This window comes from Bifidobacterium sp. LH_730, from assembly GCF_056355835.1.
In genome coordinates this window covers 121986-144480 of sequence record NZ_JBKETB010000005.1, presented here as the reverse complement: position 1 = coordinate 144480, position 22495 = coordinate 121986, and the positions used below count along the sequence as shown (strand labels likewise).

The window sequence follows — 22495 nt, the reverse complement described above, 5'->3', positions numbered from 1 at the left end:
GGCCATGGGTATCTCCAAGATCTGGCCCGCGGCGACCGACATCGACGCCGATGGCGCGCTGACGTTCCACGGGCGCACGGCCGCCTCGCTGCTCGACGAGTTCGGCTCGCCGCTCTATCTGATCGACACCGACGAGGTCGTTGCCCGCGCCCGGTATTTCGTCAAGTCCGCGGCCGATGCCTTCGCCAACTCCACCACGCATGTGAGCTTCGCCGGCAAGGCCTTCCTGTCTAAGGAAATCGTGCGACTGGTCACCGAGGCCGGCATGTTCGTCGACACCTGCACGATGGGCGAGATGCGCATCGCGCTGGCCGCCGGCGCCCCCGGCCGTCGCCTCGTGCTGCACGGCAACAACAAATCCGATGCGGAACTCGAGCTGGCCATCGAACAGGGCTTCGCCAAGATCGTCGTCGACTCGCCCGATGAGCCGGAACGCATCGCCGCGATCGCGCGCCGCCTCGGCAAGCGTGCCCGCGTCATGCTGCGCGTCACCTCCGGCATCCACGCCGGCGGACACGAATACATCTCCACCGCTCACGAGGACCAAAAGTTCGGCGTGCCCCTGCTGCCGGCCGGCGCCGACGCGGCGGTGCTGGGTGTGCTCGATAATCTGGGCGATGTGACGCCCGCGGCCGCCAACGCGCGCCTCAAGGAAGGCGACGGCACACGCGAGCTGAAATACGACGTCAAATATCCGTATGACCTCGCCGCGGCCGACGTGCCGGAATCCGACCGCGCCCTCGCCGCCGCGATGGAAACCGTGGCCGACGGCCCCGCGCTCGCCGTGCTCAAGGACATCCTCGCCCAGTCCGATGCGCTCGAACTGGTCGGCATCCACTCGCATATCGGCTCGAATATCCACGATGCCGATGCCTTCATCCAGGCCGCCAAGCGCATGATGCTGCTGCGCAAGACGCTCTATGCCACCGACGCCTACACCGTGCCCGAGGTCGATCTCGGAGGCGGATATTCGGTCGCCTACACCGACGGCGAGGACTCGATGGACGTGGCCGCCGAACTGCGGCGCCTGGCCGACGCGGTGGGCACGACCAACCGCGCGCTCGGCATGCCCGCGCCCGCCATCAGCTTCGAACCCGGCCGCTTCATCGTCGCGCCCGCCGGCGTGACCCTCTACAGGGTCGGCACCGTCAAGCCCGTGCATTTGGCCGACGCGAAGGACGCCGCCGGCAATCCGATCACGGAACGTGTCTACGTTTCCGTGGACGGCGGTATGTCCGACAACATCCGCCCCGCGCTCTACGGCGCCGACTACACCGCCCGCCTGGCCAACCGCGCGGGTTCGGAAGAAACCATGTTCGCGCGCGTCGTCGGCATGCACTGCGAATCCGGCGACATCATCGTGCACGAGGTCCGGCTGCCCGCCGACACGCGGCGCGGCGATATCCTCGCGGTGCCGGTCACCGGTGCCTATGGGCGCACGATGGCCAGCAATTACAATCAGGCGCTTATCCCCGCCGTCGTCGCGGTGAGCGAGGCCGGCGCGCACGTCATGCTGCGCAGCCAGACCATCGACGACCTGCTGTCGCTCGACGTGAGCGAGTGAGCTAGTCCCGGATGGACGCTGGACCTGGCCCTCGGGGCACGGACGCTCCGGAGGCCAAGTCAGCTTAAGCCCGTAGAATGATGGGGAAATCGTCTTCGGAAGGATCCCCAATGGCAGCACAGAACACCGCCCCCATCCGCGTCGGCCTGCTTGGCGCCGGCACCGTCGGCTCGCAGACCGCGCGTCTGATCGTCGAACAGAAGGACGAGCTCGCCGCGCGCGTCGGCCGTCCGATCGAACTGGTCGGCGTCGCCTGCCTCGATCCGGACGAAGTGAATGTGCCGTGGATCGACAAATCCCTGCTCACCACAGACACCATGCATGTGGCGACCAACGCCGACATCGTCATCGAGCTGATCGGCGGCACCACCGTCGCGCGCACCTTCGTGATGGCCGCCATCGAATCCGGCGCCTCCGTGGTGACCGCGAACAAAGCGCTGCTGGCCAAGTACGGCCCCGAGATCTACGCGGCGGCCGAAGCCAAGGGCGTCGACATCTACTTCGAGGCGTCCGTGGGCGGCGCGATTCCGTTCCTGCGCCCGCTGCGCGAATCGCTCGTCGGCGACAAGGTGACCTCGATGCTCGGCATCGTCAACGGCACCACGAACTACATCCTCGACGAGATGACCGTCAAGGGCCTCGACTTCGACGATGTGCTCAAGGACGCGCAGGCCAAGGGATACGCCGAGGCCGACCCGACCGGCGATATCGAGGGGCATGACGCCGCGAACAAGGCCGCCATCATGGCGACGCTTGGCTTCCATACGCCCGTCTCCATCGACGATGTGACCGTCGAGGGCATCACCAAGATCACCGCCGACGACATCGCCGCCGCCACCGCCGAGCGCAAGGTCATCAAGCTGCTGGCTGTGGTCGAGAACGGCGAGTCCGGTGTCTCCGCGCGCGTCTATCCGGCGCTGATCGACGAGTCCCACCCGCTGGCCGCCGTGCATGGCTCCTTCAACGCGGTGTTCGTCAAGGCCGAGGCCGCGGACGATCTCATGTTCTATGGCCGTGGCGCGGGCGGCGCGCCCACCGCCTCCGCCGTCGTCGGCGATGTGGTGACCGTGGCGCGTCATATCGCCGCCGGCACCACCGGGCCGTCCATTCCGCTGTATAAGCAGCTGCCGATTGCGCCGATCAACGCGTCGAAGGCCGCCTTCGCCGTGCGTTTCCTCATCCACGACAAGCCGGGCGTGCTCGCCGCGATCGCGCAGTGCTTCGCCGACCATGGCGTGTCGATCAACGGCGTGAACCAGGACCTGAAGCCCACGATGACCGACCCCGGCTACGACGGCGAGATCCAGCAGCTGCGTCTGGTGACGCATCTGACCGACGAAGTGACGCTGCGCGACACCGTCGCCGACGTGTGCAAGCTCGACTTCGTGTCCGGCGAGCCGTCGATTCTGCGCGTGCTGGAGTAGTGCCCACGATTCTGTTGGCGGTTTCGGGCTTCTGTTGGTGGTTGCCTGCGGAACTGGCGTTGTGAATTGGCGGAATTCCGCCATTGTTTTGACGATGCTTTGAACGTGACCGCCAACAGAAGCCCGAAACGACCAACAGAATGAGTTGGAGCGACGTTGACTGGAGGAAAACGATGAATCCTGTGACCAATCGTGTTGTCGTGCGGGTGCCGGCGACCTCGGCGAACCTTGGCTCCGGCTTCGACACCGTGGGTCTGGCTCTCGACTACCATGACGAGCTCGTGTTCACGCTGTCGGAGGACTCGACGGACACGGCCGCGCATGTCATCATCCACGGCGAGGGCGAGGACACGCTGCCGCGCGACGAAACGCATCTGGTGGTCTCGACCTTCCGCCGTGCCTGCGCCACCTTCGGTTTGGGGCGGCTTGGGTTCACGCTCGAGGCGACGAACAACATCCCGCAGGCGCGCGGCATGGGGTCGTCGGCCGAGGCCATCGTCGCCGGCATCGCGGCGGCCGCGGCCTTCGCGCAGAACGGGGAGCTCAATCGCCCGGCCATCTTCGATTTGGCCGCGCATATCGAGGGACATCCCGACAATGTGGCGCCGGCTGTGTTCGGCGGGCTCACGGTTTCCTGGGACTTCGAAACCGCCGAGGGCGTTGGCTCGGTCGCCATTCCCGGCGGCGAGCCGTTGCATGGCGGTTTCCACACCGTCAACTATCCGGTTGATCCGGCCATCACGGCGGCCGTGTTCGTGCCGGATTACGAGCTGTCCACCGAGAAGGCGCGTCGTGCGTTGCCCGAGCAGGTGCCGTATCGCGACGCCGTGCACAATGTGTCGCGCGTGGGGCTGCTGCCGGCCGCGATGAATCCGGGTGTGCTCGCGCAGGCCGCGGCGCAGGGTGCGCGAGCGGAGGGCACTGGCACTGAAGCGCAGGCTGGGGCCGGGGCTTCAGCGCAGACCTTGGCACAGGCTGTCGGCGAAGCCAACACGCTGCTGTTCTCCGCCACCCAGGATCGGTTGCACCAGTCCTATCGTGCGCCGCTGATGCAGCCCTCGGCCGACCTGATCGAATTGTTCCGTTCGCGCGGTTTCGCGGCCGCCGTCTCTGGTGCCGGCCCGTGCGTGCTGGTGCTGCATTACGGCGATGCGCGCGAAGTCATCGACGATGTGGCCGCCGAGGCGCTGGCCTCCGGCCATTGGCGGGTGCTGCACCTGCCAATCAACGCCACCGGCGTCGAGGTGACGCGCGACTGACGAGGTTGCGGCCGCATCGGTCCCAGCTGTCCGATGTGGGTGCGGTACAGTGGCGGTATGACGATTCCGCTGATTCTGGCCTCGAAATCCAAGCCGCGCCGTGATGTGCTCTATTCCGCCGGCGTGTGCCCGACCATCCGCGTCTCGCATGTCGATGAGCCGGCGGCCTTGGAACGCGCCGCCGTCGAGCAGGGCATCGCCGTCACGGATCTCACCATCGAACAGCGTGTGACGATTCTCGCCTCGGCCAAGGCCGAGGCCGTGCATCAGGCCTATCGCAATGTGGCCACCACCGCTGCAGCGGCGCGTGGGGAACGCGTCACTGGCTATCCGCTGCGGGCTGCGCAGGGTGAAACGAATTCGTCCGAGGCAGGGGAAGCCGGCAGCGGCGTGGGATTGACGGATGCCGTCAGCGGGCGACTGATTGACCAGCATTTCGACGGCGGTCAGGCTGCTGCTGCGGATGCCGCCGGTGAACGGACCGCTGCGGGTGCTGATGCGTCCACCTCGGGTCCGGAAAGCCTCGACTATTCACGTGCCTCCATCGCCACCACGCGTGACTTCTCCGGCGTGAGTTTCCCGATCGTGAGCGAACCCATAGCCGACGCGGCGTCGGGCGGCGAAGCCGGTCTGACCCGTGCCGCGGTCGGTCCGCTGATTCTCGGCTGCGATTCGATGTTTTTGCTTGACGGCGAATGTTATGGCAAGCCGCATAGCGTCGAGGTGGCCCGCGAACGCCTGCGCCGTATGCGTGGGACGGCCGGCGAGTTGTGGACCGGCCACTGCCTGATTGACTTTGCCAGCGGGCGCGTGGCCCGGGGCGCCAGCCGCGCCATCGTGCGTTTCTCCGATTATTCCGACGACGACATCGAGCGCTATATCGCCACGGGCGAGCCGCTTGAGGTCGCCGGCTCGTTCACGCTTGAGGGCTTTGGCGGCGCATTCATCGATGGAATCGAAGGTGATCCGCATGGCGTCATCGGTTTGAGTCTGCCGCTGGCTCGCCGTCTCGCCGGGGAGCTTGGCATCAAATGGACCGATCTGTGGAAAGTGGGGCGCGGCGTGCCCGAGTCGGAGTCCAAGGCCTCCGGTGTGCTGCATGCCGGCGTCGAACCGCCGGCCGAGAATGTCCATCAGCCCGGCGACGGGTGGATCGACTGCGCCTGCGGGCGCAAGCACTGGGGCATCAACGGCGCTTCGGGCATCCTGCTGGCCCGCCGCGACGCGACAAGCGGTGAGGTGACGCATGTGGTGATGCAGCATCGGGCCGCATGGAGCGCCGAAGGCGGCACATGGGGCATCCCCGGCGGTGCCACCGCTGATGGCGAGTCCCCGATAGAGGGTGCGTTGCGCGAATCCTATGAGGAGGCCAACATCACTCCCGAGGACATCGAAGTCGTGGGCTCCTACCGGGAGGACCACGGACCGTGGTCCTATACCACGGTATTCGCCTTCGAAAAGCCCGGTCATGCGGTCGAACCGCGCGCGAACGACGACGAAAGCATGGAAATCGAATGGGTGCCGATCGACGAGGTGCCCAACCGTCGTCTGCTCACAGCCATGCGCACCGACTGGCCGAATTTCGCCGCCCGTCTGCGCGGTCTGGCCGCCGCCGAACGCGGTCGGTGACCGGTAACGTCACGAACCTGCGAACGACACGCGGGATTTCGCGGTTTCGTGACGTTTTGGGTTACTTAGCGTCACGTTTCTGCGAACGAAACGCACGGCTTCGAAGTGTCGTGACGTTTGGGTCTGTTCAGTGGCACGTTGTTGCGAACAACACGCAGACCGTCTCAGTGTCGTGACGCTGAGACGTTGCAAGCGGCACAAAGTTCGGAATAACATGCCGTTCTTCCGGGAATTGTGCCGCTGAGGTGATGTGAGCGGCACTTTTCTCAGAACAACACGCCATACTTCCGAATATTGTTCCACTGAGATGATGTGAGCGGCACGTTTTTCGGAACAACACGCAGGTCTTCTGAGTTTTGTGCCACTGAGGCAGCGTGAGTGGCACGTTTTTCAGAACAGCTTGCTCTTCTTCTGAAGATTGTGCCGCTGAAACGGTGTGGGTGGCGCGTTGTCTCCTTTCCTCTAGATATTGCGCCGATGGCTGAGGGGGATGAGGCATTGACGGTTCATCCCAAGGGATGATGCGAGCCCAGATATCGTCCTGCTGCCCGATATCATGCGCGGTCGCGCGGCCATAGCTTGGGAATATGAACGAAACAGCATATCCCACGGCCGCGCGGAACGGCCAGCCGTATCAGACCGTCCAATCGCAGCCCAGCTGGGTTGGGAGGCCGCAATCCGCCGAAAACGGGACGGCCATGCCCGTGGCGCCGGCGCATGCAACAACGAAGACCGGGGCCACGGCGGCACAGGCAGCGCAGACGGGACCTGCCATCTTCGCAGCACATGCAATACAGTCCGCCCCCGCCATCCTCGTGGCGCAGGACCTCGTGATGGACTACTCCGCCGACCTCGCCCGCGCACAACGTGGCCATGCTCCCGCGGGCACGATGTCCGCGGCGATGCATCCGCTGGCCCTCGACCATGTGAGCCTTCAACTGCACGAAGGCGAATCCGTCGCCGTCATGGGGCCGTCGGGTTCCGGCAAATCGACGCTGTTGCACGCGCTCGCCGGCATCATCACCCCGACCAGCGGCACCGTGAGCTATCGGGGCGTCAGCCTTGGAGCGTTGCCCGACGAGGATCGCACCAAACTGCGCCGCTCCGCCTTTGGATTCGTCTTTCAATCTGGGCAGCTGTTGCCGGAACTGCCCGCCATCGAGAACATCGCGCTGCCGATGATGCTCGACGGCGTGGGGTATCGGCAGGCCATTGACACGGCCATGCTGTGGCTCGAGCGCCTGGGGCTCAGGGCTTTGGCCGCGCAGCGCCCCGGCGAGATGAGCGGTGGCCAGATGCAGCGCATCGCCATCGCCCGCGCGCTGGCCGTCAAACCCGCCGTCGTCTTCGCCGACGAGCCCACTGGCGCGCTCGATCAAGCCACTGGACGCGAGGTGATGTCGATTCTTATGCAAGCCGCGCGCGACAACGGCTCGGCCGTGGTGGTGGTCACCCACGACGCGAATGTGGCGGCCTTCTGCTCGCGGACCGTCACCATGCGCGACGGCATGTTGCTGACCGCGTCGCAGGGGCAGCGGTCTTCACGGACAACGGCGGTTCCACCAGTGCAAACGATCCAGAATACGACGGAGGTTTTGCAAGGTCGGCAGATCCCACAGGCCGCGGCTGTTCTGTCGAATCGGCCGGCTCCGCAAATGCAGACGGTTCATCCGCCTCAGCCGATCACCAACCCGGCCGACAACTCCAACGACTTCACCGCGCACCCGGCCGACCCTGGCCGCGGTTGGATCGGAGGGGAGCGCTGATATGAACGCCATCCAGCTGTGGAAACTCTTCCATCGCCCGGGAGCGCGGGGTTCCTCCGGGCGCATCTCGGCGCTTGCCGTCATCGCCTTCACCGCCGCCACCGCGATATTCCTCACGGTGCTCGGCGGCGTCCACGGCTTTCTGACGCGCGCCTCCGCCGACGGCACGCTGCACTGCCTGATGAACCAAGCCGCCTGCGCGCCCGGTGCGCAGGAACGTTGGGCGCATCGCATCGTCAATCCCGACGACATCGCCTACTACGCCAGCAATTATGTGGTGCTTGCGATCTTCGCCTGCATCCTGCTGGTCGTGCCCTTCGTATCGTTGGCCGGTTCCGCGGCCCGGCTCGCCGCATCCCGGCGCGACCAGCGGCTCGCCGCGCTCCGTTTGGCCGGGGCGACGCAGGGGCAGGTCATGGCGTTGGCCGCGCTCGACGCGACCGGTCAGGCGCTGCTCGGCGCGCTGTTCGGCATCAGCGTCTATGCCGCGGGCATGCCGCTGATTATGCTGCTCAGCTTCCAAGGCACGCATTTCACGCTCGCCGAACTCTGGGTGGGGCCGTTGGCGTTGCTGGTCACCGTGCTTGGCGTGACGCTGCTGGCGCTGGTGTCCTCGCTGCTCACGCTGCGTCGCGTCGCCATCACGCCGCTGGGTGTCACGGCCCGTCACTCCCAGCCGCTGCCGGCGAAGTGGCGCGCGGTTGTGTTCGTGGCGGTGTTCGTCGTGGCCTTGGCGGCGTTGGGCAATATGCAACTGTTCAGCGGACTTGGCACGGTGGCGGTGTATGCGATTTCCTTCGGCTTCATCGCGCTGCCGTTCGCATTGGTCAACCTCATCGGCTCGTGGCTGGTGGCCGCCCGGGTGCGTGCCAAGGCGCGTCACCCCAAGGATGCCGCGACGATGATCGCCGTGCGCCGCATCCTCGACAATCCCAAGCGGGCGTGGCGCAATGTCTCCGGCATCGCCTTGGCCGTGTTCATCGCCGGATTGACCTCGATCGCCAGCTTCTTCAGCGAGGCGGGCGGAAGCGCCGCCGATTCCGCGGCCACGATCTTTTTCCGCGATATCGGCACCGGCGGCCTGTTGACGCTGGTGTTCGCCGCGGTGCTTGCCGCCGTCAGCTCGGGTGTGATGCAGGCGGGGTCGGTCTATGACCAGGCCAACGAATACCGCATGCTGGTGCTGGAGGGCACCGATGCGCGCACGCTGAACCGGGCGCGTTTCATCGAGGTGCTGCTGCCGCTGAAAACCGTGGTGGTTGTGGGCGCGGCGTGTTCCTTCGCGCTGATGATGCCGATGTTCGCGCAGGCCATGACCTCGCCGGGCACGCTGCTGAGCTTCGCCGGCGGCATCGCGCTCTGCTTCGCGCTCGTCTCGTTCGGAGCGCTCGCCTCGAACCGTGTGGCAGCCAGGCTGAACCTCGCCGACTACCGCGCCGACGACTGAGGCGTCTGATGGGCCGTCGGTCGGATCGCCAGACGGCCCGCTGAACGATCCGACCAGCGGGCGGACGGTCGGAGAGGTGACCGGTCGGCCAGAGGATCGTAGGTTGGCCGTCGGGCGGATGGACGGCCGACGGCCCGACGGCCAACTAGGCGGCGGCCCGCGTTCTCGGCGGCGCCGTGCTGCCGCGCACCTCGAGGTGGGTGAGCATGTCGATGCGCGTCAGCGTCTTCCTGCCGTTGATGAGCTCGACCAACGTTTCCGCGCCGAGCTTGGCCATGTCCTGGATGGCGTGGTGCACGGTGGTCAGTTGCGGATCGAGGAACTGGACATAGGGCAGGTCGTCGAAGCCGACGATCGAGACGTCCCGGGGGATGGCGAGCCCCGCCTCGCGCGCGGCCTGGTAGAGTCCCGCCGCCTGCATGTCGCTGGAGGCGAACACGGCGGTCGGCGGGTCGTCCATGGCGAACAGCCGTTGGCCGCATGCGTATCCGTCCTCGTAGTAATAGACGCTGCCGGTCACCAGATCGGGGTCGATCGGGATGCCCGCCTCCTCCATCATGGAGCGGAAGCCGTTAAACCGCGCGCGGCAGGTGTGCCATTCCTCCGGCCCCTGCAGGAACGCGATGCGGCGGTGCCCGAGCTCCACCAGATGCCGGGTCGCGTCGTTGGCGCCCTGGTAGTCGGATGAGCCGATCATCGACACATCGGGGGGCACCACGCCGGTGGGGTCCATGAGCACGACCTCGATGCCCGCTTTGCGCAGGCGCGCGATCCCCGCGGGCGGGATGTTCGTCAGGCAGATCATGGCGCCGGACGCACCGTGGCGCACCGCGTCGTCGATCCAGGGATCGAAGCTCCATTCCACGGGCGGGCATGCGGTGACGGCCGGGGTGAAGCCACTGCCTTCCAGTCCGGCGAGGGTGCCGGCGAGCACCTCGTCGGCCCAGGCGGTGTGCGGGTGCGAGATGAGCAATTCGACGATGCCTGTCCGGCGCGCGCTGGGCGCGATGGGGGAGACGTAGTTGTGCTGTTTGATCACTTCCAGGATGCGGCTGCGTGTGCTGTCGGACACGCCCTGCCGCCCGTTGATGACCTTGGACACAGTCGGGGCGGACACGTCGGCGAGTCGCGCGATGTCGGCGAGGGTTATTTTCTGGGTGTTGCGCTGGTCTGTGCTCACGGTTGTTCTCATGCTGTCGGATATCTGAAAGCAGTATATCCCGGGACCCTGCAATCGGCATATTGGAACGAAATATTTCTTTAGAAAAGTTTGCATATAAATAAAAATAATGTATTCTGTTTCTTGTCGACAATATCGATTGATGGTTGCCGATATAACGTAGAAGTTATGGACAACGAGGTAGAGATGACATCGAAATGCATATTTGACAAGGATTTCACGGTTGGCCCGATTGACGCCAACGTATGGAGCTCCTTCACCGAGCATCTGGGCCGTTCCATTTATGAAGGCATATATGATCCCGGCAAGCCGTTCTCGGATGCGAAAGGTTTCCGAAAGGATGTGAAAGAGGTCGTCAAGGGCCTCAACCTCGGCGTCGTGCGCTACCCGGGCGGCAATTTCGTCTCGAACTACAACTGGAAGGACGGCATCGGCCCGAAGGACCAGCGGCCCAAGACCATGGAATTCGCCTGGTCGAGCATCGAGACGAACCAGTTCGGCATCGATGACTTCTGCCAGTGGTGCGAGGAGGTCGGCGTCGAGCCGATGATCGCCGTCAACCTGGGCACCGGCTCCATCCGTTCGGCGGCCGAGCTCGTCGAATACTGCAACCATCCAGGCGGCACCTACTGGAGCGACCTGCGCGCCAAGAACGGCCATCCCGAGCCCTACGGCGTCAAGTACTGGTGCCTCGGCAACGAGATGGAGGGCACGTGGCAGGCGGGCCATCTGTCGGCCGAGGACTATGCCAAGAAGGCGCGCGAGGCCGCCAAGATGATGAAGTGGGTGGACCGCGACATCAAACTCGTCGTGTGCGGCACCAGCTATCAGATGCTGCCCGAATACCTCGAATGGGACTCGCTGGTCTTGAAGGAGCTGTATCGCTACGTCGACTACGTCTCCACGCACTATTACACGATGCAGGGCCAGATGAGCGACGTGGACTTCCTCGCCTCGTGGAAGGAGCTGGACGAGCACATCAACAACACGCGCCACGCCATCGAGCTCAACCGCGACAAGAAGCGCGGCCATGAGGACGACCGCGACATCAGGATCTGCCTCGACGAATGGAATGTGTGGAACTTCCAGGACATCAAGATGGACTCGATGGAGGACCTCAACGGCAAGGACACCTTCGAGCTGACCAGCGCCGGCAAGTGGGAGGAGCACCCGCCCATCCTCCAGGAGAAGTATTCGCTGATCGACGCGCTGACGGTCGGCGGCCTGGGCATCTCCATCCTCAACAACGTCGACATCGTGTCCATCGCATGCCTGGCGCAGCTCATCAACGTGATCGCGCCGATCACCACGAACGAAGACGGACAGCTGCTCAAGCAGACCATCTTCTATCCCTTCGCGGATCTGACCCGCTACGGGCGCGGCGTCGTGCTCAGGGGCATCGGCTCCGGAGCCACGCACGCCAGCCGCGTCGGCGAGGTGCCGGATGTGGTCTCCGCCGCCGTGCTCGACGAGGCCGCCGGCGAGCTGCGCGTGTTCGCGCTGAACAGCGACCTCGAGGCGCCGGCCGGTTTCACGCCCGAGTTCCGCGGCTTCGCCGCCCAGCCGAAGCTGGTGCGCCACAGCGTGCTCACCGGCGACGACTTCAAGCGCCGCAACACCTTCGAGGATCCCGAGGCCGTCGTGCCTGCCGAGCTGCCGGCCGTCGCGGGAGCCGATGGTGCGGTGGAGCTGCCCGCCGCCTCGTGGAACGTGCTGGTCTACGCCCTGTGACGCAGCCGAATGGCTGTCCTGGCCCGGTTCGATGTCCCTCCTCCATGCGAGGCGGGGCGGCGAACCGGGCCCTCCCATATCCGGCGTGTGCGCGTGTTGACGTTGCCATTGGCGGTCTCCATATGGCGGCCGTATGTCGGTCGTGTGTTCGTATTTGTCGCCGCCATGTATACACTTGTTTCTCTGTTAGCGCTAACAACGCTGACAATTAGAGAGGAAAGCCAAGCATAGGTCACTTTCCGCGCCTCATTTTCGTGGTTTTGGGATTGGGGTGGGGCAAGTGTGGGGACTGTGCTGGCAATCCACGGTTCGCATGAACCGTACACCCCACCATATGGAGAGAATTCATGAGTAGCGCAATCAGCAGCTTCAAAGAGAAGCTCGGGCTGAAGGACTATGTCGCCTATGGTTTCGGCGATATGGCGATCAACTTCACCTTCGGCTCGCTGGGCATGTTCGTCGTGTACTTCTACACGGATGTCGTCGGCATCAGCGCCGCCGTCATCGGCACGATCATGCTGGTGTCCCGTTCCTTCGACGGCATCATCGATGTGTGCGTCGGAACCCTGGTCGACAAGACCCACTCCCGCTGGGGCAAGGCCCGTCCGTGGCTGCTGTTCGGCGCCATCCCGTTCGGCGCGCTGACCGTGTTGCTGTTCGCGGTGCCCCACAACGCCTCCGACACCGCCAAGATCATCTACATCTTCCTGTCGTACAACATCCTGATGGTCGCCTTCTCCTCCATGGCCATCCCCTACGGCACGTTGAATTCGCTGGTCACCCAGGACCAGGAGCAGCGCGAGAAGCTCAACATCTCCCGTATGTTCCTCGCCCAGTGCGGCATCCTGATCATCACCAACGCCACCATGCCGCTGGTCAACGCCTTCGGCGGCGGCCAGATGGGCTGGGTGCTCGGCTACACCGTGCTGTCCGTCGTGGCCTGCATCCTGTTCTGGATCGTGTTCGGCACCCAGCGCGAGCGCGTCAACATCGCCAAGGGCACCAAGAACAAGAGCCGCTATCCCTTCAAGGTCGAGGTCAAGGCCTGGCTCAAGAACAAGTACTGGTTCATGGCCTTCGGCTTCCTGGCGTTCTTCCATGTCGCCTACTCGCTGACCCAGGGCTCGCTGGTCTACTACGCCAAGTACTACCTGCATGACGAAGGCGCCGTCGGCGTGCTGACGCTGGCCTACCTGCTGCCGGCCATGGTCGGTCTGCTGGCCTGCACCAAGCTGTTCCCGAAGTTCGGCAAGACCAAGGTCGTCATCGTCTGCCTGGTCATCACCATCGTGGCCTACCTGCTGCCGCTGATCAACAAGAGCAGCTATGAGTTCATCATGTTCACCCAGGTCATGAAGGGCATCGGCTACGGCCCGATCCTGGGCTCCATCTGGGCCTTCTTCCCCGACACCATCGAATATGGCTACTGGAAGACCAAGATCCGCGTGGAGGGCCTGCTGTACTCCGGCGGTTCGCTGGGCCAGAAGATCGGCCTGGGCATCGGCACCGCCATGGTCGGCTGGGTGCTCGGCTTCGGCGGATACGACGGCGAGAAGGACGTGCAGAGCGCCCGCGCCATGGCCGCCATCGACCAGATCTACGTGTGGCTGCCGATTATCTTCTTCGCGGTGTGCATCGTGCTCATGGCCATGTATCGCATCGACAAGATCTTCCCGCGCGTGATGGTCGATCTGGCCAAGTGGCGTGACGAGGGCGCGCCGGCCCCCGATCCCGAGTTCCAGCGTCTGCTGGATGAGGCCGACGCCAAGGCCGTTGCGGCCAAGGAAGCGGCCGCAAGCGCCAAGTGACCTTAGGTCGCTGAGCGATTCCAGCCCGGTGAGGTGACGCCTGAGGGCGTTGCCTCACCGGGTTTTGTTTTTCGCCCCTCAGCCCAGCAGCACGGCCACCAGCGCGATGAAGATGGGGCTGGTCATCGTCGACAGCAGGATGCCGTCGCGCGCGAACTGCAGGCCGACGTTGTATCGGGCGGCGTAGTTGTAGACGTTCTGGCCGGTGGGCAGCGCGGCGAGCACGACGCAGGCGTAGAGCTCGGGGCCGCGGAAGCCCATCGCGAAGTAGGCGAGGAGGAAAGCGATCGCCGGCATCACGATGTTCTTCAGCACTGCAACCGTGAAGATGGCAGGCCGGTCGCCCTTCTTCTGCAACGGCTTGGAGCCGTGCAGCGACATGCCGAAGGCCATGAGGATCATCGGCACGGCCGAGTCGCCGATCATGTCGATCGGGTCGAAGATGAACTGCGGAATCGGATAGCTGCCGCTCACGCCGGCGATGGCCGACACCGCGATGCCGAGCAGCGAGCCGATGAGCAGCGGTTGGTGCAGCGGCTGCTTGAGGATCTCGCGCGCCGACACCTTGCCCTTGGTCGTCACATCGAGCACGGTCAGTCCGATCGGCGTGAACAGCGCCTGCTGCATGACCAGGATCGGCGCCACCAGCGCCGGGTCGCCGAGGATGTAGGTGGCGATCGGCAGGCCGATGTTATTCGAGTTGAGATACAGCGAGTTGAGAGCGCCGATCGTCGCATCGGCGGCCTTCAGATGGAAGAAGGCGCGGTTCAGCGCCAGGAACACGAGCCCGACCAGCACGGCCGACAGGAACGCGACGATGATCGAGGGATGGAAGATGTCGAAGATCGGCTCCTTCGACAGGATCGCGAACATCAGGCAGGGGCTTGACACGAAGAACGAGAACCGGTTGAGCACCATCTGCGCGGTCGGCCCGCCGATCCGCATGCGCGCGGCGACGTATCCGACGAAGATGACGATGCCGATGACACAGAATCCCTGCAAAGCGCTCAACAAACCCATGGCCCCAGTCTGTCATAGTCGTGGGGTGCGAGGGCGGGCGTCTCACGTTGTGGCGGTCACAAAACCGGGGATAGGACCTCGTTTCGTGGGTTTTCCGGGGCTATCTGCCGAGTTGTGACCGCCGACCGCGCGGTAGGATGAACGCCATGACCTTTGATATCACCGGCTTGGACCGTTCCGCCGCCCTTTCCGCCCTTTTGACGCAGATCATGGAGGTGCGCTCCGTGTCCGACGAGGAGGGCGCGCTCGCCGATATGACCGAGGCGTTCCTTCGCACGCTGCCGCATCTGACGGTGCGCCGCCACGGCGACACCATCGTCGCCTCGACCTCGCTGGGGCGCGAGCATCGCGTGATTCTGTGCGGGCATCTCGACACGGTGCCGATTATCGACAATTTCCCGCCGGCTTGGTTCGAGCCCGGCGACCCGCGCATCCGCCCGGAGATCGCCGCCGCGCATCCCGGCGAGCGCGTGATGTGGGGGCGCGGAGCCACCGATATGAAGGGCTCCGACGCGGTGATGCTCTATCTTGCCGCCACGCTGACCGAGCCGCGCCACGACCTGACCTTCGTGTTCTACGACCACGAGGAGGTCGTCGCCGAGAAGAACGGCTTGAGGAAGGTCGTCGAGGCGCATCCCGACTGGATCGCCGGCGATTTCGCGATTATCGGCGAGCCGACGAATTGCGGCATCGAGGGCGGATGCAACGGCACGATGCGCTTCGATGTGATTACGCACGGGGTCGCCGCGCATTCGGCGCGCGCCTGGATGGGCGAGAACGCGATCCACAAGGCGGCGGAGGTGTTGCGGCGGCTGGCCGACTATGAGCCGCGCGATGTCGAGGTGGACGGGCTGGTCTACCGCGAGGGCGTCAACGCCACGCTGATCTCCGGCGGCAAGGGCACGAATGTCATCCCCGACGAGTGCCGCATCCACGTCAACTACCGTTTCGCGCCCGACAAGACGCTGCCCGAGGCGAAGGCGCTGATGATGGGCGCGGACGCCGGCGCCGAGATGGGCAATGGCGAGCATGTCGCGACCGGCGGCATGTTCGAGGGCTTCGGCATCGAGATGAAGGACGAGTCGCCGTCCGCGCGGCCGGGCATGGACTCGCCGCTGGCCCAGTCGCTGGCGTCGCTGGTGCGCGAGCGCACGGGGCGCGAGCCGCTGGCCAAGCTGGGCTGGACGGATGTGGCGCGGTTCGCGCTGCTGGGGATTCCGGCCGTCAATCTCGGCGCCGGCGACCCACTGCTGGCCCACAAGCAGGACGAGCAGCTGCCCGAGTCCGATCTGACGCTGATGGACGGCATCCTGCGCGACTGGCTGGGCTAGCCCACGGTTCGGCCGGCCGTCTGCCGGTCGGCCGGATACGGTTTTCCGCACCCTCACGAAGGCCGTGCGGAAAACCGTATCGGAACGGTCCGCTATCCGTACGATTTTCCGCAAGGGGTTCGTTTGCGTGCGGAAAACCGTACGGGGAATGTCGGCGCGGGCACGGGGATACACAGGGATATGGGGGCCGTTGGTTGGCCGGGATGCCGACTTTTGGTGGCGGATGCGTCGTTTTGTGAAAAATGTGGCATACTGAGGGATGGTGGTTCTGCATGGCCACCGCGAGACGTACAAGGCGTCGATCCCCTCGTGGCCCGCAATGATGGCGCGAGCGCCGGTGTCCGCCAAGTGCGTAGAGAGACTTTTTGACAGTTGCCTCCTCGGGCGCGATTGAAGCGCGGCCACGGTGAGAGCGTGGCGTGACAGCCGTGCGAGGCCAGGACGGCGATGCGATGCAGCGTGTCGCAAGGAGCATCGTGCCCACTAAGAAAAGCGATGGCGTCGTCGCATCCGACGAAGCCATGAATGCAGCCACACCTAACGACGAACAGACGGTCGAAGCGGCCGCCGCGGCGGCTTCCGAGCCGCCCGCGCCCCCGACCCATGCCCGCCGCGCCACCCGCAGGACGAAGACCGCTGACCAGGATGACCAGGCGTCGTCCAGCGGCAAGGAGTCGAACGAGGCCGGCAAATCCGAGGAGGAAACCAAGCCGACGCGCCGTGCCTCCTCCGGAACGCGCAGAACCACGAAGAGCGAGGCCGCGGTCGCCGACGAATCGTCCGAGGCCGCCGCGCAAGCGGTCGATTCGGATGCGCCCGCAGCCGAGGAACAGCCCGCCCCGCGCCGCCGCCGCGGCGGCCGCCGCGTGGTGCGTGGCGCCGGCGCCGCTGGTGCCTCCCTCGAGCTCAAGGTGGAGGAGACCCCCAGTGCCCGCCGTCGCAAGACCGCGGCCGAACCCGTTGAGACTCCCGAAGACGCGGATGGCAATCCGCAGGCCGCGGACAACGAGGACGAGCAGCCCAAGGTCGCGACGCGCACGCGCCGCCGCTCGGCCCGTTCCACCGCCGAGACCTCCGACCGGCCGCGCCGTGGATACGACGACCGCGAAATCGACGATCGCCGCCGCCGTTACGATGACGAGGCCGACGACTATGACCGCCGCCCGCGCCGTTCGCATCGTGACGATGATTGGGATGACGAGGAGCCGCGTGGTTCCCGTTCGCGCCGTGACGACCGCGATGGCCGCGACGACCGTGACGATCTGGATGGGCGTTCCCCCCGCCGTCGCCTGCGCCGCAATGACGACGAGGCGCGTCGTGACGAGCGTGCCTTCGAGGCCCTTGACTCGCTGTTCAGCGACCATGACGACGAGGACGACCGCATCGACGCCCGCGGTTCGCGTCCCATGGCCTCGCTGCTGTTCCAGGAGCCTGTGCTGCCCGCCTCGCGCCGCCGTGACGACATGGAGTCGGACGAGGGCGATGATTACGACGACTGGGCCAAGGAATCCCGTTCCTCGCGCGGCTCCCGTTCGCGCAGAGGGCCTGCCCGCGACGAGCGTGATGATCGCGATGGGCGCAACGATGGCGGGAGCCGCCGTTCCAACCGTTCGCGCGACGACCAGGATGATCATGACGGGCGTCCCTCCCGCCAACGCGCGGAACGCGAGGACGGCCAGGAGACACATGACGAGGCCGAGGAGTCCTCGCGTCGCGGCCGCAGCCGCAGGCTCAACGCGCAGGAACGCCGCGCCGCGGCGGAGGTCGAGCAGATCGAGGAGGACCTCGAGCTCGACGACATCGCCTATGCGCCGATCACCGAGGCCGACCTTGACGATGAATCCGACGCTCCCACGCGTTCGCGCCGTCGGCGCCGCCGCTCCGGATCCGCCCAGCAGCAGTCCGGCCAGGAGCAACAGGATCAGCCGGACCATCAGGAGGCCGACGACAACGGCCGCGGGCATGGCGGGTCCGAGGAGGAGCAGTCCGTCACCCGTCGGCGCCGTCGTCGTCGTTCGGGCAGGGGCGAGCAGGACGAGGATCAGATCGTCGCCCGCCGCTCCCGCAAGCAGCAATACATCGACGAGATCACCGACATCGAGGGCTCGACCCGTCTTGAGGCCAAGCGCCAGCGCCGCCGCGACAACCGTCGCGAACGCAGCCGCGTCAGCCAGCTCATGGAGCAGGATTTCCTCGCGCGCCGCGAGAACGTCGAGCGGCTGATGGTGGTGCGTGAGAAGGAGCACCACACCCAGATCTCCGTGATCGAGGACAATGTGCTCGTCGAGCACTATGTCTCCGACATCCAGGAGGTCGCCACCGTCGGCAACATCTATCTCGGACGTGTGCAGAACGTGCTGCCGAGCATGGAGGCCGCCTTCGTCGACATCGGCCAGTCCCGCAACGGCGTGCTCTACGCCGGCGAGGTCAACTGGGACGCCGCCCGCCTCGAAGGCCAGCCGCGCCGCATCGAACTCGCGTTCAAGTCCGGAGATCCGGTGCTGGTGCAGGTCACCAAGGACCCGATCGGACACAAGGGCGCCCGCCTGACCAGCCAGGTCACGCTGGCCGGCCGCTTCCTGGTGCTCGTGCCCTCCGGCGGCATGACCGGCGTGAGCCGCAAGCTCTCCGAGCGCGAACGCAGCAGGCTCAAGTCCATCGTCTCCAAGATCGCCCCGAAGGATATGGGCGTCATCATCCGCACCGCGGCCGAGGGCGCCTCCGAGGAGGCCATCACCAAGGACCTCGAGAACCTGGTGCGCCAGTGGGAGCGCATCACCGCGAAGCGCGACGAGTTCCTGCATGGCCGCCGCCCCAAGCTGCTGCAGGGCGAGCCGGATGTGGCGATCCGCGTCGTGCGCGACATCTTCAACGACGACTTCTCCAAGCTCATCGTCGAAGGGGGCAAGGTCTACGACCGCATCGAGGAATACCTCGACACGATGGCCCCCGACCTGAAGGAGAAGCTCGAGCGGTGGGATCCCGCCGAGCACGAGGGCAAGGACGTGTTCGACAAGTGGCAGATCGACTCCCAGCTGCGCAAGGGCATGGAGCGCCAGGTCTACCTGCCCTCCGGCGGTTCGATCGTCATCGACCGCACCGAGGCCATGACCACCATCGACGTGAACACCGGCCGCTTCATCGGCAAGGGCAAGTCGTTGGAGGAGACGGTCACCCGCTGCAACCTCGAGGCCAGCGAGGAGATCGCCCGCCAGCTGCGTCTGCGCGACATCGGCGGCATGGTGATGATCGACTACGTGGACATGGTCATGCCCGCCAACCGCGATCTGGTGCTGCGCCGCCTCGTCGAATGCCTGGCGCGCGACCGCACCAAGCATCAGGTGGCAGAGGTCACCTCGCTCGGTCTGGTGCAGATGACGCGCAAGCGCATCGGCCAGGGCCTGGTCGAGGCGTTCTCGGAGGAATGCCCGACCTGCAAGGGCCGCGGCTTCATCCTCCACGACGAGCCCACGGTCTCCGCGGCCTACGACGACCCCTATGCCTTGAAGGGCGGCGATCCGTTCATCAAGACGAACAAGCACGGCCAGGGCACGCAGGTGTCGGCGCCGCAGGGCTCCAGCCCGGACGTCAAGGCCAAGCTCGCGGCGATCGCCGCGGCCGCGGTGGCCGCGAACAACGCCGAGAACGAGGGCAAGGAATGAGCCCGGCGGGGCATGCGGCGAAGCCTCTCCGCGTGTCCCGCTTGACAGACATGGACGAAAACTTTGCGATAGTCCATGTCGCGGTATACACTAGACAGCTGGTGTCTGACCACGGGCTCGGTGCGTCAGGCAGTAAGCTTTCCAGATAATAAAGGAATGGTTATGTACGCGATTGTGAAGGCCGGTGGCCATCAGGAAAAGGTCGAGGTCGGCGACGTCATCCTCGTCAACCGTCTTGACGTGAAGAAGGGCGATACCGTGGAGTTCCCGGTCGCGCTCGTGGTCGATGGCGCGAAGGTCACCCTGGGCGCCGCCGATCTGGCCAAGCTCTCGGTGAAGGCCGAGGTTGTTGACGACGAGGCCAAGGGCCCGAAGATCAACATCCAGAAGTTCAAGAACAAGACCGGCGTCGCCCGTCGCAAGGGCCATCGCCAGAAGCTGACCGCCGTCAAGATCACGGCGATCGCCTGAGACCCGAAAGGAACAGACATGGCACATAAGAAGGGCGCTTCCAGCTCGCGCAACGGTCGCGATTCAAAGCCTCAGTACCTCGGTGTGAAGAAGTTCGGTGGCGAGGCCGTCGTCGCCGGCAACATCATCGTCCGCCAGCGTGGCACCAACTTCCACCCGGGCCAGAACGTCGGCATGGGCAAGGACCACACCCTGTTCGCGCTGTCCGACGGCTCCGTGAAGTTCGGCGTGCGCCGCGACCGCAAGGTCGTCGACGTCATCGCCGCCTGAGCCTGACTCAAACGATTGACCGCACCCCACGGGGTGCGGTTTTTTGTTATTGCCGAGGCGATCCTGAGAAAAGATGGCTGCCGGCCCAAGAATTGTGTACTTGGCCCAAGAATTGTGCATCGGTTCCCGGCAATGCTCCGTGCGAACGCTGGGATTTCGGTTGTCGCGCAGTCATAGGGGTGCACAATTCATGGGCCGGATACACAATTCTTTGCCTGACCCAAGGCATGGCACGGACGGGGTGGGCGCTAAGCTGGGCGATATGAGTGATTTCGTGGACCGCGTGACCGTGCATGTCAAGGGTGGGGACGGAGGCAATGGCTCCGCCGGCATACGGCGTGAGAAATACAAGCCGCTGGCCGGCCCCAACGGCGGCAACGGCGGAGACGGCGGCTCCGTCATATTCGTGGCCGACCGCAACGCCACCAGCCTGCTGGACTATCGATTCATGCCGCATCGCGTCGCCGGCGACGGTTCGATGGGACTGGGGGACAACAAGGACGGCACCAAGGGCAAGGACCTGATCCTGCCCGTGCCGTGCGGCACCGTCGTCTTCAGCGCGAAGGGCGCGGCGGGCGAGTCCAAGCGCCCCGGCATCGAGCTGGCCGACCTGCGGCACGAGGGCGATCGATTCGTCGCGGCCGCCGGCGGCATGGGAGGGCTCGGCAACATCGCGCTGGCCAACAAGACGCGGCGCGCCCCGGGCTTCGCCCTGCTTGGCGAGCTTGGCGAGGAACGCGATGTCGTGCTCGAATTGAAGTCCATCGCCGACGTGGCGCTGGTCGGCTTCCCGTCGGCCGGCAAGTCGAGCCTCATCGCCGCGATGAGCGCCGCCAAGCCGAAGATCGCCGACTACCCCTTCACCACGCTGGTGCCGAACCTCGGCGTCGTCGTCGCCGGAGACCGTCGATACACCATCGCCGACGTGCCGGGCCTGATTCCGGGCGCCTCCCAGGGCAAAGGCCTGGGACTTGAGTTCCTGCGCCATATCGAACGCACCGAGATCATCGCCCATGTCATCGATTGCGCCACGCTCGAGCCCGACCGCGACCCCGTCTCCGATTATCACGCGCTGGAGAACGAGCTCGCCGAATACGCCGGCTCGCTCGAGCTGCCGCTGGGCGCGATTCCGATTCCGGAACGTCCGCGCATCGTGATCCTCAACAAGGCCGACGTGCCCGAGGCCAAGGAGCTCGCCGAATTCGTGCGGCCTGAGTTCGAGGCGATGGGCATGCGCGTGTTCATCGTGTCCACGGCCTCGCACGAGGGCCTGAAGGAACTCAACTTCGCGCTGGCCGAGATGGTGGCCCGGATGCGCGAGGAGGTCGCGCGCCGCGAGGCCGAGGAGGAAGAGGCCCGCGTCGTCATCAAGCCGCTCGGACGGGAGGCCGGCGGGCGCCGGCGTCGTTCGGGCGACGAGGGCGGCACCGGCGTCGACTTCGAGATCGAGCGCGAGGAGGATGCCGACGGCTCCTTCTGGTTCACCGTCACCGGCCGCAAGCCGGAGCGCTGGGTGCAGCAGACGAATTTCGACAACGACGAGGCCGTGGGCTATCTCGCCGACCGACTTGCCAAGCTGGGCGTCGAGGACGCCCTGCGGCACAAGGGCGCCCGCGCGGGCGACGAGGTGCGCATCGGCCGGGGCGTCAGGGCCGTGTCCTTCGACTGGGATCCGACGATCGCGGCGGGCGCCGAGATGCTCGACGGCACGCAGCTGGGCGCGCGTGGCAAGGACCTGCGCCTCGAGGAGGACGAGGGACGCACGCGCCGGCGCACCAACGCCGAGCGCCGCCGCGAATACCACGCGATGATGGACGCGAAGGCCGCGGTGCGCGAGGCCATGCGGGCGGAGCGCGAGGCCGGCCACTGGGCGGATCCGTCCATCGACGACGACCGCCACGACGAGACATCGCTGTTCGGCCGGGGCGAGTGA

Annotated in this window: 14 protein-coding genes and 1 pseudogene; 13 read left to right on the top strand and 2 right to left on the bottom strand. The window is 65.6% G+C overall.

Features of this window, described 5'->3' with window-relative positions:
• Positions 1-4: 4 nt before the first annotated feature.
• The 6 genes and pseudogenes from AC1AUD_RS08070 to AC1AUD_RS08045 all read left to right on the top strand — a co-directional run bounded on the left by AC1AUD_RS08070 (position 5) and on the right by AC1AUD_RS08045 (position 9089).
• Positions 5-1564 carry a diaminopimelate decarboxylase family protein gene (locus AC1AUD_RS08070; protein WP_476573802.1) on the top strand — a complete coding sequence of 520 codons (1560 nt, stop codon included), beginning with the start codon at positions 5-7 and terminating at the stop codon, positions 1562-1564.
• 110 nt (positions 1565-1674) lie between these two features.
• Entirely contained in the window at positions 1675-2988 is a 1314-nt protein-coding gene (locus AC1AUD_RS08065) for a homoserine dehydrogenase (protein WP_476573800.1), read from the top strand.
• A gap of 173 nt (positions 2989-3161) precedes the next feature.
• Complete coding sequence (locus AC1AUD_RS08060) at positions 3162-4247, top strand: homoserine kinase (RefSeq protein ID WP_476573798.1); 1086 nt, start codon at positions 3162-3164, stop codon at positions 4245-4247.
• A gap of 57 nt (positions 4248-4304) precedes the next feature.
• Positions 4305-5876 carry a Maf family protein gene (locus tag AC1AUD_RS08055; protein ID WP_476573796.1) on the top strand — a complete coding sequence of 524 codons (1572 nt, stop codon included), beginning with the start codon at positions 4305-4307 and terminating at the stop codon, positions 5874-5876.
• An 809-nt stretch (positions 5877-6685) separates the two neighbouring features.
• Positions 6686-7390, top strand: a pseudogene (locus AC1AUD_RS08050) (ABC transporter ATP-binding protein); the annotation flags it as partial.
• Between the two features lie 253 nt (positions 7391-7643).
• On the top strand, positions 7644-9089 hold the full coding sequence (locus tag AC1AUD_RS08045) for an FtsX-like permease family protein (protein WP_476573794.1): 1446 nt from the start codon (positions 7644-7646) through the stop codon (positions 9087-9089).
• 145 nt (positions 9090-9234) lie between these two features.
• Here AC1AUD_RS08045 and AC1AUD_RS08040 read toward each other — a convergent pair whose 3' ends face one another.
• Positions 9235-10269 carry a LacI family DNA-binding transcriptional regulator gene (locus tag AC1AUD_RS08040; RefSeq protein WP_476573792.1) on the bottom strand — a complete coding sequence of 345 codons (1035 nt, stop codon included), beginning with the start codon at positions 10267-10269 and terminating at the stop codon, positions 9235-9237.
• A gap of 342 nt (positions 10270-10611) precedes the next feature.
• Here AC1AUD_RS08040 and AC1AUD_RS08035 point away from each other — a divergent pair, with 342 nt between their 5' ends.
• Both AC1AUD_RS08035 and AC1AUD_RS08030 read left to right on the top strand, forming a co-directional pair.
• Positions 10612-12000 (top strand): alpha-N-arabinofuranosidase, encoded by a 1389-nt coding sequence (locus AC1AUD_RS08035; RefSeq protein ID WP_476573790.1) that lies wholly within the window; start codon positions 10612-10614, stop codon positions 11998-12000.
• 347 nt (positions 12001-12347) lie between these two features.
• Complete coding sequence (locus AC1AUD_RS08030; RefSeq protein WP_476573788.1) at positions 12348-13808, top strand: MFS transporter; 1461 nt, start codon at positions 12348-12350, stop codon at positions 13806-13808.
• 78 nt (positions 13809-13886) lie between these two features.
• On the opposite strand, the gene AC1AUD_RS08025 is transcribed toward AC1AUD_RS08030, so the two are convergent.
• Positions 13887-14828 (bottom strand): AEC family transporter, encoded by a 942-nt coding sequence (locus AC1AUD_RS08025; RefSeq protein ID WP_476573786.1) that lies wholly within the window; start codon positions 14826-14828, stop codon positions 13887-13889.
• A 146-nt stretch (positions 14829-14974) separates the two neighbouring features.
• Here AC1AUD_RS08025 and dapE point away from each other — a divergent pair, with 146 nt between their 5' ends.
• From dapE to obgE, 5 genes are all read left to right on the top strand, one after another.
• Positions 14975-16159, top strand: a complete 1185-nt coding sequence (gene dapE / locus AC1AUD_RS08020) for a succinyl-diaminopimelate desuccinylase (protein ID WP_476573784.1) — start codon at positions 14975-14977, stop codon at positions 16157-16159.
• Positions 16160-16635: 476 nt separating this feature from the next.
• Positions 16636-19821: an Rne/Rng family ribonuclease gene (locus tag AC1AUD_RS08015; protein ID WP_476573782.1), complete on the top strand. Its 3186-nt coding sequence runs from the start codon at positions 16636-16638 to the stop codon at positions 19819-19821.
• Between the two features lie 162 nt (positions 19822-19983).
• A complete protein-coding gene (rplU, locus tag AC1AUD_RS08010) occupies positions 19984-20292 on the top strand; it encodes a 50S ribosomal protein L21 (protein WP_476573780.1) in 309 nt (102 codons plus the stop codon).
• 18 nt (positions 20293-20310) lie between these two features.
• Positions 20311-20562, top strand: a complete 252-nt coding sequence (rpmA, locus tag AC1AUD_RS08005) for a 50S ribosomal protein L27 (protein WP_476573778.1) — start codon at positions 20311-20313, stop codon at positions 20560-20562.
• Between the two features lie 262 nt (positions 20563-20824).
• On the top strand, positions 20825-22495 hold the full coding sequence (gene obgE, locus AC1AUD_RS08000; protein WP_476573776.1) for a GTPase ObgE: 1671 nt from the start codon (positions 20825-20827) through the stop codon (positions 22493-22495).

What these genes read in the sequence shown, in the direction of transcription:
- rpmA (WP_476573778.1), top strand. Translation starts at nt 20,311, where the DNA reads ATGGCACATAAGAAGGGCGCTTCCAGCTCGCGCAACGGTCGCGATTCA.
- AC1AUD_RS08060 (WP_476573798.1), top strand. Translation starts at nt 3,162, where the DNA reads ATGAATCCTGTGACCAATCGTGTTGTCGTGCGGGTGCCGGCGACCTCG.
- rplU (WP_476573780.1), top strand. Translation starts at nt 19,984, where the DNA reads ATGTACGCGATTGTGAAGGCCGGTGGCCATCAGGAAAAGGTCGAGGTC.
- AC1AUD_RS08065 (WP_476573800.1), top strand. Translation starts at nt 1,675, where the DNA reads ATGGCAGCACAGAACACCGCCCCCATCCGCGTCGGCCTGCTTGGCGCC.
- AC1AUD_RS08070 (WP_476573802.1), top strand. Translation starts at nt 5, where the DNA reads ATGGGTATCTCCAAGATCTGGCCCGCGGCGACCGACATCGACGCCGAT.
- AC1AUD_RS08030 (WP_476573788.1), top strand. Translation starts at nt 12,348, where the DNA reads ATGAGTAGCGCAATCAGCAGCTTCAAAGAGAAGCTCGGGCTGAAGGAC.
- AC1AUD_RS08055 (WP_476573796.1), top strand. Translation starts at nt 4,305, where the DNA reads ATGACGATTCCGCTGATTCTGGCCTCGAAATCCAAGCCGCGCCGTGAT.
- AC1AUD_RS08025 (WP_476573786.1), bottom strand. Translation starts at nt 14,828, where the DNA reads ATGGGTTTGTTGAGCGCTTTGCAGGGATTCTGTGTCATCGGCATCGTC.
- dapE (WP_476573784.1), top strand. Translation starts at nt 14,975, where the DNA reads ATGACCTTTGATATCACCGGCTTGGACCGTTCCGCCGCCCTTTCCGCC.
- AC1AUD_RS08045 (WP_476573794.1), top strand. Translation starts at nt 7,644, where the DNA reads ATGAACGCCATCCAGCTGTGGAAACTCTTCCATCGCCCGGGAGCGCGG.
- obgE (WP_476573776.1), top strand. Translation starts at nt 20,825, where the DNA reads ATGAGTGATTTCGTGGACCGCGTGACCGTGCATGTCAAGGGTGGGGAC.